A 15451-nucleotide genomic window follows, 5' to 3' on the forward strand; every position below is an offset into this window, starting at 1 on the left:
GGCAGCTATGTTTTTTGCTGCGCCGCGGCCTCGGCCATGCGCACCATCACGCGCAGGGCGCGGTTCACCGGCGTGGGCACGCCCAGGGCAGCGCCCCGGCGGGCCACGTAGCCGTTGAGGTGCTCGATCTCCGTGGGCCGGCCGCGCGCCAGGTCCTGCGCCGTGGACGAGCGCTGACCGGGCATGGTGGCGACGATGCCGCGCACGGCGGCGTGGATGTCGCCGGGGATGCGCACCCCGTCCGCGCGGGCCACGGCCAGGCACTCCTCCACCAGATCGCCGATCACCTCGCTGGCGCCGTCCTGCGCCGCCAGCCAGCCGTAGGGCTGCTGGGTCAGGGCCGACAGCGCGTTGTAGGCGCAGTTGATGACCAGCTTGGACCAGAGCGCGCCGCGCACGTCCGGCGAGACCTGGGTGGGAATGCCGGCCGCGCCGAAGGCCCGCGCCAGCCGTTCGCTGCCGGGTGCAGGGGCAACGATCAGCTCGCCGCGCCCGTAGTGGCGCACGTGGCCGGCGCCCTCCATGGCGGTGGCCACGTAGACCACGGCCGCGGCCACCGGATGCCTGGGACCCAGCACGGCGCGGGCGCGCTCGTCGTTGTCCACGCCGTTTTGTAGCGTCAGCACCAACGCGCCCGGCGCCAGGTGCGGCAGGATCTGCCGCGCGGCGTCCTCCGTGTCGGTGGACTTCACGCACAGCAGCACGGCGTCGGCGCCCTGCACGGCCTGGGGCTCGGTGCTGGCGGCCAGGGGCACGTGCACGTCTTCGGTGGCGGTCTGCAGCCGCAGGCCGCGCGCCTGGATGGCCTGCACATGCGCCTGACGGCCGATCAGCACCACGTCATGCCCGGCGCGCGCCAGCAGTGCGCCGAAGTAGCAGCCCACGGCGCCGGCGCCCATGACAGCAATGCGCAGAGGGTCGGCCAGGTTAGGGGCAGGGGCGGGAGCTGGTGTAGGGGCTTGGGCTTGCATGGCGGACAGAGGTGGAAAGGGGCATGGAGGGTTCGGACAGCCATTGTCATGCACCCGCCCCTTGCCCGTCCGCCCTCTGGTCCATACCAGGCTTACGCTATCGAAAAGAGAGCCTCCTGCGCTTGCCTGGCGGGCGCTGGAGTCGGTTTTTGCCTGCAATATCAGGCGCCCCAAAAAAAAGCCCCGGCCGTGAGGCCGGGGCGTGATGCGATACGGGCGCGAAGGGCTTACAGCGAATCGATGAAGCTGCGCAGCTTGTCGCTGCGGCTGGGGTGCTTGAGCTTGCGCAGCGCCTTGGCCTCAATCTGGCGGATGCGCTCGCGCGTCACGTCGAACTGCTTGCCCACTTCTTCCAGCGTGTGGTCGGTGGACATTTCGATGCCGAAGCGCATGCGCAGCACCTTGGCCTCGCGCGGGGTCAGGCCGTCCAGGATGTCCTTGACCACGTCGCGCAGGCCGGCCTGCATGGCGGCGTCCACCGGCGCGGTGTTGTTGGTGTCCTCGATGAAATCGCCCAGGTGGCTGTCGTCGTCGTCCCCGATGGGCGTTTCCATCGAGATCGGCTCCTTGGCGATCTTCATGATCTTGCGGATCTTGTCCTCGGGAATCTCCATCTTGGCCGCCAGGATGGATGCATCGGGCTCGAAGCCGAACTCCTGCAGGTGCTGGCGGCTGATGCGGTTCATCTTGTTGATGGTCTCGATCATGTGCACCGGGATACGGATGGTGCGCGCCTGGTCGGCGATCGAGCGCGTGATGGCCTGGCGGATCCACCACGTGGCGTAGGTCGAGAACTTGTAGCCGCGGCGGTATTCGAACTTGTCCACCGCCTTCATCAGGCCGATGTTGCCCTCCTGGATCAGGTCCAGGAACTGCAGGCCGCGGTTGGTGTACTTCTTGGCAATCGAGATCACCAGGCGCAGGTTGGCCTCGATCATCTCCTTCTTGGCATCGCGCGAGCTGGCTTCGCCGGCGTTCATGCGCTTGTTGATCGCCTTCAGTTCGGTCAGCGGCACCACCACGCGCGCCTGCAGGTCCATCAGGTGCTGCTGAAGCTCCTGCACGGGCGGGATGTTGCGCTCCATCACGGCGCTCCAGGGTTTGCCGGCGGCGGCCTGCTTTTCCACCCACTGCAGGTTCAGCAGGTTGGCCGGGAACTCCTTGATGAAGGTTTCCTGCGGCATGCCGCACTTGTCCACGATGATGCGGCGCAGCTCACGCTCCTTCTTGCGCACGTCGTCCACCTGCGCACGCACCATGTCGCACAGCTTTTCGATGGTCTTGGCCGTGAAGCGGATGGTCATCAGCTTGGTGGAGATCTCGCGCTGCACCTTCATGTACGACGGGCTGCCGTAGCCTTCCTTGTCGTAGATCTTGTGCATCTTCTCGAACAGCGCGCGCAGCTCGTCAAAGCGCTCCAGCGCCTCGTTCTTGAGCTTCTCCAGCAGGCGCGTCATGGCCTTGGAGCCGCCCTTGCCGTCGTCGTCGTCGTCTTCGTCGTATTCGTCGAAGTCTTCCTCGGCCACGTAGTCGTCGGCCTCGTCGGGGTCGGAGAAGCCGTCCACCACGGCGGAGATGACGACCTTGCCCTCGCGGATCTCCTCGGCCATGTTGAGGATCTCGGCGATGGTGGCGGGCGAGGCGCTGATGGCCTCCATCATGTCCATCAGGCCGCCCTCGATGCGCTTGGCGATCTCGATCTCGCCCTCGCGCGTGAGCAGCTCCACCGTGCCCATCTCACGCATGTACATGCGCACCGGGTCGGTGGTGCGGCCGAACTCGCTGTCCACGGTGGACAGGGCGGCCTCGGCCTCTTCCTCGGCCTCTTCCACCGTGGTGGCGGTGGGCGTCACGTTGTTCTGGAACAGCGTCTCGGCATCGGGCGTCTGCTCGTACACGGCCACGCCCATGTCGCTGAGCATGGCCACGACCACTTCCATGGTCTCGGCGTCCACCAGCTTGTCGGGCAGGTGGTCGGAGATCTCGCCTTGCGTCAGGTAGCCGCGCGTCTTGCCCAGGGTGATCAGCTTCTTGAGCTGCGAGCGGCGCTTGGCCATGTCCTCTTCGGACAGGACGGTCTCGTCCAGCCCGAATTCCTTCATCAAGGCGCGCTCCTTGGCCTTGCTGATCTTCATGCGCAGGGGCTTGACCTTTTCGACCGGCGCAGCGGCGTCGGCCACGACTTCCGGCTCCGCCTCGGGCTCGCCTTCCAGGTCGGATTCGATGTCCGACAGGTCGGCGTCGTCTTCCGCCTCTTCCTTGGCCTTGGGCTTGCGGCCGCGCTTGGCCGGGGCCTTGGCGGCCGCCGTCTTGGCAGCGGCGGGCGCCGCGGCAGCCTTGGTGGCGCGGGTAGCCTTTTTCTTGGCGGGCTCGGCGCCCTCGGCCTCGGGCTCGGCCGCCTTGGCGGCGCGGGCGGGCTTCTTCTTCAGCAGCTCATCGGCGGCTTTTTTCAGTTCGGCGGCGGTCTTGGGACTGGTGGACACGGTGGTTTTGGCTTTCGGCGCGGCCGAGGGTGCCGCCGCGGCCGTGCCCGCTGCCTTGGCGGGGGTGGTCTTGGCGGCCGCCTTGGCGGCGGTTTTCACAGGGGTTGCAGCGGACTTGGCCTTGGCCGGTGCGGCAGCAGCAGCGGTGGACTTGGGCGACTTCGCGGACTTTTGAGCGGGCATGGACAACCTCTGGGTCAAAAACGGGCACACAAAGAAAACACAAGCGGCGCCACAGCTGCCGGCGCGCGCAAGCACGGCATGAGCAGGGCCATGAGTGGATCGAGGAGCAGGGTCCTCAAGGGCAAGATGTCCGGGCGATCATTTGGTGTGCAGTCCTTGCGGTGAGGGGGCGGTTGTGCGCGCTGGGCACGGTTGCCTGGCCCGGAGGTGCTGCTGTCGCTCTTGCCGACAAACCTTAAATTATACCGACGGGCGCGAATTCAAGAGTCCGCCGGGCGGGGCGCTTCCAGCGCCAGGCGGCGCTCCTGCAGCTGGCGGTAGCGCTCGCGCGCCTGCGGGTCGGTGGCGGCCTGGGCGATCAGGGCACTCTGCTCGTGCTTGATGGCCTCCGCCAGCATGCGGTTGAGCAGTTCGCGCAGCTCCCAGCGCAGTTCGCGCTCCTCGCCCTCGGTCTGGGCGTGCGAGCCGGTCATCACACGCTCGGCTAGGGCCTGGCAGGGCTGGCCGGCCAGGGCCTCGCGCAGCACTGCCCAGGACTGCGGGCCGTGCTCGAGCAGGCGCGACTCCAGCCACAGGAACAGCGTGCCATGCGGCGCCGGCTGCTCACGCAGCAGGCACTGGTCCTCGTGGGTCAGCTCTTCCAGGAACTGCATGTGCGACAGCAGCAGCCGGGCCGCGTGGTCGATGCGCCGCGCCGGCTGGGGGCGGGGCGGGGGCCCGCGCCGGGCGGTGTCTGCGCCCTTGCCGCGCCAGGGGCGCCGGCCCGGCTCGCTGGCGGGCGCGCCGCCATGGCCGCGGCCTGCGTCGGCGCGTCCCTGCGGCGGCTGCGCCCACAGGGCCGCCAGGTCCTGCACAGGCAGCTGTCCCTGCTGGGCCAGGTCGGTCAGCACCTGGCGCCGCAGGGCGCCCTCAGGCAGGGATTCCCACAACCCGCGGGCGTTGCTCAGCATGTGGGCCCGGCCCTCGGCCGTGGCCATGTCGCAGTCCTCACGCGCCGCCTCCAGCAGGAAGCGCGACAGCGGCACGGCACCTTCCACCTCGTGCGCGAAGCCGTCCTGGCCGTGGGCGCGAATGAAGCTGTCCGGGTCGTGCTCGGGCGGCAGGAAGAGAAAGCGCACGGCACGCGTGTCGCTGGCGTAGGGCAGGGCGGCCTCCAGCGCCTTGCGCGCCGCGCGCCGCCCGGCGCCGTCGCCGTCGAAGCTGAAGACCACGGTGTCGGTGAAGCGAAACAGCTTGTGCACGTGCTCCGGCGTGCAGGCCGTGCCCAGGGTGGCGACGGCGTTGGCAAAGCCGCGCTGGGCAAGGGCCACCACGTCCATGTAGCCCTCGGTGACCAGGGCGTAGCCCATGGCGCGCATGGCGGTGCGGGCCTCGTACAGGCCGTACAGCTCGTGGCCCTTGTGGAAGACGGGCGTTTCGGGCGAATTGAGGTACTTGGGCTTGTCGTCGCCCAGCACCCGCCCGCCGAAGGCGATGCACTCGCCCTTGACGTTGCGGATGGGGAACATCACCCGGTCGCGGAAGCGGTCGTAGCGCTTGCCGTCCTCCTCGCCGACGATGACCAGGCCGGCCTGCTCCAGCAGCGGGCTGTCGTACTCGGGAAAGACGCTGGCCAGGCCGCGCCAGCCCTCGGGCGCATAGCCCAGGCCATACCGCTTGGCGATCTGGCCGGACACTCCGCGGCCCTTGAAGTAATCGATGGCGCGCTGGGACTTGCGCAGCTGCGCGGCCCAGGCGGCGGCGGCCTGCTCCAGCACGTCGGACAGCGTGGCCTGCTGGCGCCGCTGCTCGGCGGCCCGGGCGCGCTCGGCGGGCGAGGCGCGCTCGTCGGGCACCTGCAGCCCGCAGGTCTGGGCCAGGTCCTGCACGGCCTCGACGAAGCCCATGCCGGCGTGCTCCATCAGAAAGCCGATGGCGTTGCCGTTCTTGCCGCAGCCGAAGCAGTGGTAGAACTGCTTGGACGGGCTGACCGAAAACGACGGCGACTTCTCCCCGTGGAAGGGGCACAACCCCATGTAGTTGGCGCCGCTCTTCTTGAGCTGCACGTGGCGGCCGACGATCTCGACCACGTCGACGCGCGAGAGCAGCTCCTGGATGAACGACTGGGGGATGGACACGGGGCTATTTTGGCGCACGCGCCATCAGCCGGGCGTCAGCCGCGTCTGCTGTAATCCGCCACTGGTACACAGCCTTTGCCACGTACGACATGACCAGCATCTTCGACCAGCACCTGCCTGCTACCCCCGCCAACTTCGCGCCGCTCACGCCGCTGTCGTTCATCGAGCGCACGGCCGAGGTGTACCCCGACCGCCTGGCCATCGTGCATGGCGCCCTGCGCCAGACCTGGGCGCAGACCTATGCGCGCTGCCGGCAGCTGGCCAGCAGCCTGCGCGCGGCCGGCATCGGCAAGAACGACACCGTAGCGGTGATGCTGCCCAACACCCCGCCCATGGTGGAGGCGCACTTCGGCGTGCCCATGGCCGGAGCCGTGCTCAACACGCTCAACACCCGGCTGGACCCGCAGGCCATCGCCTTCATGCTGGACCACGGCGAGGCCAAGGCGGTCATCGTGGACCCGGAGTTCGCCCCGGCCATGGCCCGCGCGCTGGCGCTGCGCGAAAGCCAGGCGCCCATGCTGGTCATCGAGTTGGAGGACACCCTCTACGGCCCTAGCGCCCAGCCCCTGGGCGGCACCCGCTACGAAGACTTCCTGGCCGCGGGCGATCCCCGTTTCGCCTGGGAGCTACCGGGCGATGAATGGGATGCCATCGCGCTCAACTACACCTCGGGCACCACCGGCAACCCCAAAGGCGTGGTCTACCACCACCGGGGGGCCTACACCAACGCCATCAGCAACGTGCTGGAGTGGGACATGCCCAAGCACAGCGTGTACCTGTGGACGCTGCCCATGTTCCATTGCAACGGCTGGTGCTTCCCGTGGACGGTGGCGGCGCGCGCCGGCGTCAACGTCTGCCTGCGACGCGTGGAGGCGCAGGCCATCTTCGACGCCATCCGCGAGCATGGTGTGACGCACTACTGCGGCGCGCCCATCGTGCAGGGCATGCTGGTCAACGCGCCCGCCGCCATGAAGGAGGGCGTGCCCGCCGGCGTCAAGGCCATGGTGGCGGGCGCCGCGCCTCCGGCCGCCATGATCGAGGGCATGGAAAGGCTGGGCTTCGACCTGACCCACGTCTATGGCCTGACCGAGGTCTATGGCCCGGCCACCGTCTGCGCCAAGCACCAGGCCTGGGACCGGCTGGACATCGGCGAGCGCGCCCGGCTGAACGCCCGCCAGGGCGTGCGCTACCACCTGCAGCGCTCGGCCGAGGTGCTGGACCCCGAAACCCTGCAGCCCGTGCCGCACGACGGCGAGACCATGGGCGAGATCATGTTCCGCGGCAACATCACCATGAAGGGCTACCTGAAGAACCCCCAGGCCACCGAGGAGGCCTTTGCCGGCGGCTGGTTCCACTCGGGCGACCTGGCCGTGCAGTACCCGGACGGCTATATCAAGATCCGCGACCGCAGCAAGGACATCATCATCTCCGGCGGCGAGAACATCTCCTCCATTGAGGTGGAGGATGTGCTGTATCGCCACCCGGCCGTGCTGGCCGCCGCCGTGGTGGCCAAGCCCGACCCGAAATGGGGCGAGACGCCCTGCGCCTTCGTCGAGCTGAAAAGCGGCGCCGAGGTGACGGCCGAAGACATCGTGGCGCACTGCAAGCAGCACCTGGCCGGCTTCAAAGTGCCGCGCGCCGTGGTCTTCGGCGAATTACCGAAGACCAGCACCGGCAAGATCCAGAAGTTCGAGCTGCGCCGGCAGGCCGGGTCGGCCTCGGCGATCGACGGCTGAGCGGCCGCTGCCCGGGCGGTTCCTGCAGGGTTTGCCCTAAACCCCAATAATCGCGCGTTGGGCCTGCACGGCCCTCGCGCCCGATGCCTCTTCGCCCCCTCGCCGCTTCATCCACCGCCACCGGCGCTCCACCGCCGCTGTGGCTGCTGGCCCTGGTCACCATCAGCGGCACGCTGGCCATGCACATGTTCGTGCCGGCGCTGCCGGATGCGGCGCGGCACTTCCAGGTGGGCAGCGCGGCGGTGCAGGGCACCATCACGGCCTACATTGCCGGTCTGGCGCTGGGGCAGTTGGTGTATGGCCCCCTGTCGGACGCGCTGGGCCGCCGGCCCATGCTGCTTGCCGGGCTGGCGCTGTATCTGGTCGGCGGCCTGGCGGCCATGCTGGCGCCCAGCGTGTCGTTCCTGGTGACCGCGCGGCTGGTGCAGGCGCTGGGCGGCTGCGCCGGCCTGGCACTGGGCCGCGCCATGGTGCGCGACACGCACCCGGGCGGCGAGGCGGTGCGCGCCCTGGCGCTGCTCAACCTGATGATGATGGTCGGCCCCGGCCTGGCGCCGCTGCTGGGCTCGGGCCTGGTGGCGCTGGCCGGCTGGCGTGCGGTGTTCGCGCTGCTTACCCTGGGCGGCGCCGTCACGCTGGTGCTGGCCTGGCGCAGGGTGCCCGAGACCGGCACGCCCCTGGGCAGCGTGCGCCCGGCCGCGCTGGCGCGCGACTACGCGGCGCTGCTGCGCTCGCCCAGGTTCCTGGGCTACGCGCTGGGCGGCAGCTGCGCCACCACCTCGTCCTATGCCTTCATCGCCGCCGCGCCCTTCATCATCACCGAGCAGCTCGGCCGGCCGCTGCGCGACGTGGGCATCTCGCTGGCCGTGGTCATGCTGGGCCTGGCCGCGGGCAGCATGCTGGCCAGCCGGCTGGCGCAGCGCGTGCACGTCAGCCGCCTGCTGCTGGGCGGCAACGGGATCAGCGTGGCCTGCGCCGCGGGTTTTCTGCTGCTGGAATTGACGGGCCACCTGACGCTGCAGGCGGCCATCGGGCTGATGGTGGGCTTTGCCCTGGGCGCCGGCCTGGCCAGCCCGGCGGCGCTGGCGCGGGTGATGGCGGTGGATGCGCGCCGCGTGGGCTCGGCCGCCGGGCTCTACGGCTTCACGCAGATGGCGCTGGGCGCACTGTTCACGGCCATGGTGGGCTGGGGCAGCAACCCGGCCATGGCCTCGGCCGGGTTGCTGTTCGGCGCAGCGCTCGCCGGCCAGGCCTGCCTGCAGTTCGCGCTGCGCCGCGAGCGCGGCTGATTCAATCAGACGCCGGCCAGGCGCTGCAACTCGGCCCAGGTGGCGGCGGGCAGGGGCACGCCTTCGCGCAGCGACTGCGCGCGCTGGCGCTGGCGTTGCTGGCTGGGCTGGCGCTGCTGGCCTGCGTCGGCCATGGCGTCCACCAGATCGTTGCAGCGCTGGGCGAACGAGCGGCCGGCGTTCTTGGCCGGATCGATGGCGATGATCAGCTCGCCGGTGCGCGGGGTCTGCGCGCCGGGGTGGCCGCTCCAGTCGAAGTCGAAGGAGAAGTTGCCGCCGGTGAGCGCCGCGGCCAGCAGCTCCACCATCATGGACAGGGCCGAGCCCTTGTGCCCGCCAAAGGGCAGCAGGGCGCCGCCGTCCAGCACGGCGCGCGGGTCGCAGGTGGGCTGGCCGGCGGCGTCCACGCCGTGCGCGGGCGGCAGCTGGCGCCCCTCGCGGGCGGCGATCTGCACGTCGCCGTGCGCCATGGCGCTGGTGGCCAGGTCGAAGACCAAGGGCGGGTGGCCCTCGCGCGGCGCGGCAAAGGCGATGGGATTGGTGCCGAACAGCGGCCGCGTGCCGCCGTGCGGCACCACGCAGGCCATGCTGTTGACCAGGGCCAGGCCTACCAGGCCCTGCTCGGCCAGCGGTTCCACGTCGGGCCACAGGGCGGCGAAGTGGTGCGAGTTGCGGATCGCCAGCAGCGCGATGCCGTTGGCCCGCGCCTTCGCCACCAGCAGCTCGCGCGCGGCGGCGTAGGCCGGCTGGGCGAAGCCGTTGCGCGCGTCCACGGCGATGAAGCCGGGCGCCACGTCCTGCACCTGGGGCACGGCGCGCCCGTCCACCCAGCCGCTGGCCAGGGTGCTCAGGTAGCCGGGGATGCGGAACACGCCGTGGCTGTGCGCGCCGTCGCGCTCGGCGCTGGCGCAGTTGTCGGCCAGCAGAGCGGCCACCTCGGGGCTGGTGCCGTGGCGCTCGAAGATGCGCGACAGGGTGTCGCGCAGCTGCCCGAAGGGGATGCGCAGTGGGGTTTCGTTGCTCATGTCTTGCTATTCAATCGGTAGCTGCTGGCGCTTGATGGACAAGGGTTTGAGCCGATTTTCATTAAAAATTTAAAGCGGCGCCAGGCGGTGCCCGGCTCAGTCGCCCATCACGACGCCCTCGCGGCGCGGGTCGGCGCCGCCCAGCCACAGCGGCTTGCCGTGCGCCTCGCCGCGGGTGATGGCCTGCAGGCCGCTGGTCATGTTCAGCTCGCGCACCTCGGCGCCGCGCTCGCGCAGGGCCTGCACCGTGGCGGGCGGAAAGCGCTTTTCCTCCAGCAGCGTGGGGCCGTTCAGGTTGCCGAAGTTGGGCAGGTTGATGGCCTGCTGCGGCGTCAGGCCCCAGTTGAAGACGCCATACAGCGTCTTGGCCACGTAATGGATGATGAGGGCGCCGCCCGGGCTGCCGCCGCTCATCAGCAGCTGGCCGTTGGCCTTGTTGAAGACCAGCGTGGGCGCCATGGACGAGCGCGGACGCTTGCCCGGCTCGACGCGATTGGCCACCGGCTGCCCGCTGGCGTCCCTGGGCGCGAAGCTGAAGTCCGTCAGCTCGTTGTTCAGCAAGAAGCCCTTGACCATCTGGCGCGAGCCGAACTGGTCCTCGATGGTCGTGGTCATGGCCACGGCGTTGCCCCTCTCGTCGACCACGCTGATGTGGCTGGTGCCGTACTCGGGCTGGTCGGGCATGGGCGCGAAAGCCGTGGCCACGGCGCCGGGCCTGCCGGGCTGGGCGGTCTTCATGCTGTCCTTGCCGATCAGCTTGGCGCGGCTGGCCAGGTAGTCGGAGTCCAGCAGGCTCATCCAGCTGCCGGCGGGCGGGGCGACGAAGTCGGGGTCGGCCAGGTACTGCGCGCGGTCGGCAAAGGCCAGGCGCGCGGCCTCGTTGTACAGGTACAGCCATTCGGCCGAGGGCAGCTGCACACCGGGCTGGCCGGCCACATCCTGCAGCGGCAGGGCGGCGGCGTCGGTGTTCTTCAGAATGCCCAGGATCTGCCCCACGGCCACGGCGCCCGAGCTGGGCGGCGGAAAGCCGCAGATGCGGTACTGCTGCGTGGCCACGGCGTAGTCCGAGCACAGTGCCTGGCGCTTCTTGGGCTGGTAGCCGGCTAGGTCGGCCAGGCTCAGCGGGCCGGGATTGGTGGCGTGGCCGCGCACCTTGGCGACGATGGCCTGCGCCACCTCGCCCTCCAGCAGCGCCTTGGACCCCTTGCTGGCAATGGCGCGCAGCACGGCGGCGAACTCGGGGTTCTTCAGGGTGTGGCCCACCGGCCAGGGCTTGCCGTCGGCATCGAAGAAGTAGGCGCGCGCGGCCGGGTCCTGCGCCAGGTATTTTTCGTTCTGCAGCAGCGCGTTCAGCCGCGCGCTGACCTTGAAGCCCTGCTCGGCCAGGGTGATGGCCGGCTCGAACAGCGTGGCCCAGGGCAGCTTGCCGTGCTCCTTGTGCGCCTGCTCCAGCATGCGCACGGCGCCCGGCACGCCCACGGACCGCCCGCCCACCACCGCGTCGTGGAAGGGCAAGGGCTTGCCATCGGCGCCGATGAAAAGGTTTTCGTTGGCCGCCGCCGGGGCGGTTTCGCGCCCGTCCCAGGCATCCACCTTGTCGCCGGCGGCGTGCAGCAGGAAGGCGCCGCCGCCCACGCCGCTGGACTGCGGCTCCACCAGGCCCAGCACCATCTGCACGGCAATGGCAGCGTCCAGCGCCGAGCCGCCGGCCTTGAGCACCTGGTAGCCGGCGTCGGTGGCCAGCGGGTTGGCGGCGGCCACGGCGAAGCGCTGCGTGGCCCAGCCGGGCTTCTCGGTGTAACCGGACGCGCCCTCGGGCTGGTCGGGCACCTGGTAGCCGATGCTGCGGGCGCCCGGGCCGCTGGCGCAGCCGGTCAGCAGCGCGGCGGCCAGGGCAGCCGCCAGGGCGGCGGCTTTGCGGGCAGTGCGGGCGGGGCGGTGGTGCATGGGGTCTCCTTCCTTCGTCGTCCGGTGATGGTTCGCCGGGGCATGGTAGCGGCCGGCCCGGCAGGCCCAGGCCGCTGTTACATGCGGGAACGCCCGCCGCGCGCCTGCGGCGGGATTCAGGAATGAGTGTTAAAAACGCCTGCAGGCCTTGTGCAGCAAGCGTGAGTAGCTATGATTTCAGGAGTTGGTGGCGTCGGCCTTGCCGCCCTCAGCGCAATCGCCGGCATCGGCGGGCGCGGTTTCGTCGGCGTTGGCTTCCTGCTGCTGCGGCTCGGCGTCGGCGGGCGTGTCGGCATCCAGAGCCTGGCGCACGGCGGCCTTGTCGCCGGCGCCGGCGAACTTGCTGTATTTGCCCAGCAGGCCCACCAGCTGGCCATAGATGCGCGGGCTGCCGGCCAGGCATTCGCGCTGTTCCATGAAGTCGGCCTCGCCCGTGAAGTTGCCCACCAGGCCGCCGGCCTCGGTCACCAGCAGGCTGCCGGCGGCCACGTCCCAGATGGACAGGCCGGTCTCGAAGAAGCCGTCGGTGTAGCCGGCGGCGACGTAGGCCAGGTCCAGCGCGGCGGCGCCGGGGCGGCGCAGGCCGGCGGTGCGCTGCATCACGTCGCCCATCATCAGCATGTAGGCCTTGAAGTTGTCGCCCGGGCGGAAGGGAAAGCCCGTGGAGATCAGGCATTCGCCCAGCCGCGTGCGCTTGGACACGCGAATGCGCCGGTCGTTCAGGAAGGCGCCGCGCCCGCGCGTGGCGGTGAACAGGTCGTTGCGCGTGGGGTCGTACACCACGGCGTGCTCCACGCGGCCCTTCACGGCCAGGGCGATGCTGACGCAGTAGACCGGAAAGCCGTGGATGAAGTTGGTGGTGCCGTCCAGCGGATCGATGATCCAGCGGAAGTCGGAATGCTTGGCCCCGTGCTCGCTGCCCGACTCTTCGGCCAGGATGCCGTGGCCGGGGTAGGCGCCGAGCAGCGTCTCGATGATGACCTGCTCGCTGGCCTGGTCCACCTCGGTCACGAAGTCGTTGATCTGCTTTTGCGAGATGCGCACCGCCTCCACATCGAGGGCCGCGCGGTTGATGATGGCGCCGGCGGCGCGTGCGGCCTTGATGGCCACGTTGAGCATGGGGTGCAGATTGGACGACATGGGGCTGGCAGGTGACGAAGGAGCGGTGGGGCGGCGCGCTGGCAAGGTGCAGGGCCGCAAGAGGCGAAGGCCGGCGATACGGCTTCGCAAAGGGCGAGATTCTACCGAGCCGCGCCCGGCCCTGCAGGCGGCGCGGCGACAATCGCCCGCCATGCACACCCGTTTCGTCCTGATCCAGACCAGCCACGCCGGCAACGTCGGCGCCACCGCCCGCGCCATGAAGACCATGGGCTTTCACGACCTGGTGCTGGTCGCGCCGCGCTGGCCCAATGTGCTGCGCCGCGAGGAAACCATCCAGCGCGCCAGCGGTGCACTGGACGTGCTGGAAAACGCGCGCATCGTCGCCACGCTGGACGAGGCGCTTCAGGGCATGACCCACCTGTGCGCCACGGCCATGACGCCGCGCGACTTCGGCCCGCCCACGCGCACGCCGCGCGCGCACTTCGAGGTGCTCCTGAATCAGGAGCTGCCAGCGCAAGAGCAGCAAGGGGTGGAAGCCGATTTGGCAATGAATTCATCAGAGCGCGGCGTGGCCTTCCTCTTCGGCTGCGAGCGCTTCGGCATGGCCAACGAGGACGTCTACCGCTGCCACGTGGCGCTGTCCATTCCCACCAATCCGCAGTTCGGCTCACTGAACCTGGCGGCGGCCGTGCAGCTCATCGCCTACGAATGGCGCCAGGCGCTGGGCGGCTTCGACGCGCCGGCCAGCGCCCCACAGGGCGAGCGCGCCGACGCCGCCCAGCTGGCCGGCATGCTGGCCCACTGGCAGCAGGCGCTGGCAGACATCGGCTTTCTCGACCCGGCCGCGCCCAAGAAGCTGATGCCGCGGCTGAATCAGTTGTTCAACCGCGCCCAGCCCACGGTGGAGGAAATCCACATCCTGCGCGGTGTCGCCAAATCCATGGCCGAGGCCGCGCGGCGCAAGCGGCTAGACTGACCGGCCGTTTTTCTAACCCCCTTCCATGCTCTCCCGCCTGCGCTCCGACATCCAGTGCATCCTTGACCGTGACCCCGCTGCGCGCAGCCGCTGGGAGGTCGTCACCTGCTACCCCGGCCTGCACGCCATCTGGCTGCACCGGCCCGCGCACTGGTGCTGGGGGCGGGGTCTGCGCTGGCTGGGGCGCTTCATCTCGCACGTTTCGCGCTGGCTCACGGGCATCGAGATCCACCCGGGCGCGACCATCGGCCGCGGCGTGTTCATCGACCACGGCATGGGTGTGGTGATCGGCGAGACCGCGGTGGTGGGCGACGGCTGCACCATCTACCACGGCGTGACGCTGGGCGGCACGTCGCTGTACAAGGGCGCCAAGCGCCACCCGACGCTGGGGCGCGACGTGGTGGTGGCCGCCGGCGCCAAGGTCCTGGGCGGCTTCGAGGTGGGTGACGGCGCGAAGATCGGCAGCAACGCCGTGGTCATCAAACCCGTGCCGGCCGGGGCCACGGCCGTGGGCATCCCGGCGCGCATCATCCCCAGCAAGGAAGGCCAGAGCGCCGACGTGACCGAATCGCACAAGGGCGAGGACGGGGCGCCCAAGTTCAGCGCCTACGGCGTGGCCCCCCAGCAGGAAGATCCGCTGACCCAGGCCATGCGCGGCCTGATCGACTCCGCTGGCGCGCAGGAGCACCAGATCGCCCTGCTGTGGCGTGCCATCGAAAAGCTCTCCGCCGGCCAGCACGCGGGCGACTGCGTGCCGCGCGAGGCCGCCACACGCGAGCAGTTCGAGGCGGCGAAGCTGAACGACATCATTGGCAAGTGAGGGCAGCCGCCATGGACGTATCTGAGGCCCTGCGCCGGCGCCGCTCGGTGCGCGCCTTTTTACCCGAGGCGCCGCCCGCCGCCCTGGTGCAATCCCTGCTGGAGCAGGCCGGCCAGGCCGCATCCGGCGGCAACCTGCAGCCCTGGCGCGTGCTGGCCCTGGCCGGCGAGTCCCTGCGCGAGCTGCTGGCCGCCGTGGCCGCCGCCGAGCCGGAGCACAACCCGAGCCACTACCACTATCCCCCCAACCTGTGGGAGCCGTACCGCACGCGCCGCTTTGCCAATGGCGAGGACCTGTACCGCAGCCTGGGCCTGGCACGCGAGGACAAGGCCGGGCGCATGCAGCAGTTCGCGCGCAACGGGCAGTTCTTCGGGGCGCCCGTGGGGGTGCTGGTGTGCATCGACGAGCGCATGGGGGCGGCGCAGTGGATCGACCTGGGCATTTATCTGCAGTCGCTGATGCTGCTCGCCGTGCAGCACGGGCTGGCGACCTGTGCGCAGGGGTTCTGGCGCGGGCATGCGGCGACCGTGCAGCGGATGCTGCAGGTGCCTGCGCCTTACCAGGTGGCTTTCGGGGTGGCGCTGGGGTATGAGGATGTGGATGCGCCGGTGAATGCCATGGTGGCGGGGCGGGCGGATTGGCGGGAGTGGGGGGAGTTGCGGGGGTTCTCGGGCTGAGGGTTGTGCTATTGGTTTTGTAGCTTCTTGCACTTGCTGGGTAAGGGCTGGGGCCGTTTTGGCCTTGAGGTTTTTTTTGATGTCGCTGGCCGGGTCTCGCCCCGGCGGGCGACCTCCTTTTCTTGC

The 15451-nt window shown here is 70.0% G+C and carries 11 protein-coding genes; 5 read left to right on the plus strand and 6 right to left on the minus strand.

All coding sequences use genetic code 11. The annotated features are described in order from the left end of the window. Positions 1 to 5: 5 nt before the first annotated feature. From RT282_RS16470 to dnaG, 3 genes are all read right to left on the minus strand, one after another. Positions 6 to 971, minus strand: a complete 966-nt coding sequence (locus tag RT282_RS16470) for a ketopantoate reductase family protein (protein WP_313316029.1) — start codon at positions 969 to 971, stop codon at positions 6 to 8. Between the two features lie 227 nt (positions 972 to 1198). Continuing rightward, on the minus strand, positions 1199 to 3637 hold the full coding sequence (rpoD, locus tag RT282_RS16475) for an RNA polymerase sigma factor RpoD (protein ID WP_312759731.1): 2439 nt from the start codon (positions 3635 to 3637) through the stop codon (positions 1199 to 1201). Positions 3638 to 3897: 260 nt separating this feature from the next. Continuing rightward, positions 3898 to 5754 (minus strand): DNA primase, encoded by a 1857-nt coding sequence (gene dnaG, locus RT282_RS16480; protein WP_313316031.1) that lies wholly within the window; start codon positions 5752 to 5754, stop codon positions 3898 to 3900. Positions 5755 to 5843: 89 nt separating this feature from the next. On the opposite strand from dnaG, the gene RT282_RS16485 reads away from it, so the two are divergent. Then, the gene (locus RT282_RS16485; RefSeq protein WP_313316033.1) at positions 5844 to 7490 is read left to right on the plus strand and encodes an acyl-CoA synthetase; all 1647 of its coding nucleotides are present in this window, start codon (positions 5844 to 5846) and stop codon (positions 7488 to 7490) included. A gap of 83 nt (positions 7491 to 7573) precedes the next feature. Then, positions 7574 to 8779, plus strand: coding sequence for a multidrug effflux MFS transporter (locus RT282_RS16490; RefSeq protein ID WP_313316035.1), 1206 nt, complete (start codon positions 7574 to 7576; stop codon positions 8777 to 8779). A gap of 5 nt (positions 8780 to 8784) precedes the next feature. On the opposite strand, the gene RT282_RS16495 is transcribed toward RT282_RS16490, so the two are convergent. The 3 genes from RT282_RS16495 to RT282_RS16505 all read right to left on the minus strand — a co-directional run bounded on the left by RT282_RS16495 (position 8785) and on the right by RT282_RS16505 (position 12891). Further along, a complete protein-coding gene (locus RT282_RS16495) occupies positions 8785 to 9804 on the minus strand; it encodes an Ldh family oxidoreductase (protein WP_313316037.1) in 1020 nt (339 codons plus the stop codon). 96 nt (positions 9805 to 9900) lie between these two features. Continuing rightward, positions 9901 to 11751: a gamma-glutamyltransferase family protein gene (locus RT282_RS16500; RefSeq protein ID WP_313316038.1), complete on the minus strand. Its 1851-nt coding sequence runs from the start codon at positions 11749 to 11751 to the stop codon at positions 9901 to 9903. 177 nt (positions 11752 to 11928) lie between these two features. Continuing rightward, complete coding sequence (locus tag RT282_RS16505; protein WP_313316040.1) at positions 11929 to 12891, minus strand: inositol monophosphatase family protein; 963 nt, start codon at positions 12889 to 12891, stop codon at positions 11929 to 11931. A gap of 151 nt (positions 12892 to 13042) precedes the next feature. On the opposite strand from RT282_RS16505, the gene RT282_RS16510 reads away from it, so the two are divergent. The 3 genes from RT282_RS16510 to RT282_RS16520 are packed head-to-tail and all read left to right on the plus strand — an operon-like array spanning position 13043 to position 15325. Then, a complete protein-coding gene (locus RT282_RS16510) occupies positions 13043 to 13828 on the plus strand; it encodes an RNA methyltransferase (protein WP_313316042.1) in 786 nt (261 codons plus the stop codon). A 25-nt stretch (positions 13829 to 13853) separates the two neighbouring features. Continuing rightward, on the plus strand, positions 13854 to 14648 hold the full coding sequence (cysE, locus tag RT282_RS16515) for a serine O-acetyltransferase (RefSeq protein ID WP_313316044.1): 795 nt from the start codon (positions 13854 to 13856) through the stop codon (positions 14646 to 14648). 11 nt (positions 14649 to 14659) lie between these two features. Beyond that, entirely contained in the window at positions 14660 to 15325 is a 666-nt protein-coding gene (locus RT282_RS16520; RefSeq protein WP_313316045.1) for a nitroreductase, read from the plus strand. Positions 15326 to 15451: the final 126 nt, after the last annotated feature.

Source organism: Pulveribacter sp. (genome assembly GCF_032079985.1).
Lineage (GTDB): Bacteria > Pseudomonadota > Gammaproteobacteria > Burkholderiales > Burkholderiaceae_C > Melaminivora.

Coding starts and splice junctions, on each gene's coding strand:
- RT282_RS16470 (WP_313316029.1), bottom strand. CDS start 971: ATGCAAGCCCAAGCCCCTACACCAGCTCCCGCCCCTGCCCCTAACCTG.
- rpoD (WP_312759731.1), bottom strand. CDS start 3,637: ATGCCCGCTCAAAAGTCCGCGAAGTCGCCCAAGTCCACCGCTGCTGCT.
- RT282_RS16485 (WP_313316033.1), top strand. CDS start 5,844: ATGACCAGCATCTTCGACCAGCACCTGCCTGCTACCCCCGCCAACTTC.
- RT282_RS16490 (WP_313316035.1), top strand. CDS start 7,574: ATGCCTCTTCGCCCCCTCGCCGCTTCATCCACCGCCACCGGCGCTCCA.
- RT282_RS16495 (WP_313316037.1), bottom strand. CDS start 9,804: ATGAGCAACGAAACCCCACTGCGCATCCCCTTCGGGCAGCTGCGCGAC.
- RT282_RS16500 (WP_313316038.1), bottom strand. CDS start 11,751: ATGCACCACCGCCCCGCCCGCACTGCCCGCAAAGCCGCCGCCCTGGCG.
- RT282_RS16505 (WP_313316040.1), bottom strand. CDS start 12,891: ATGTCGTCCAATCTGCACCCCATGCTCAACGTGGCCATCAAGGCCGCA.
- RT282_RS16510 (WP_313316042.1), top strand. CDS start 13,043: ATGCACACCCGTTTCGTCCTGATCCAGACCAGCCACGCCGGCAACGTC.
- cysE (WP_313316044.1), top strand. CDS start 13,854: ATGCTCTCCCGCCTGCGCTCCGACATCCAGTGCATCCTTGACCGTGAC.
- RT282_RS16520 (WP_313316045.1), top strand. CDS start 14,660: ATGGACGTATCTGAGGCCCTGCGCCGGCGCCGCTCGGTGCGCGCCTTT.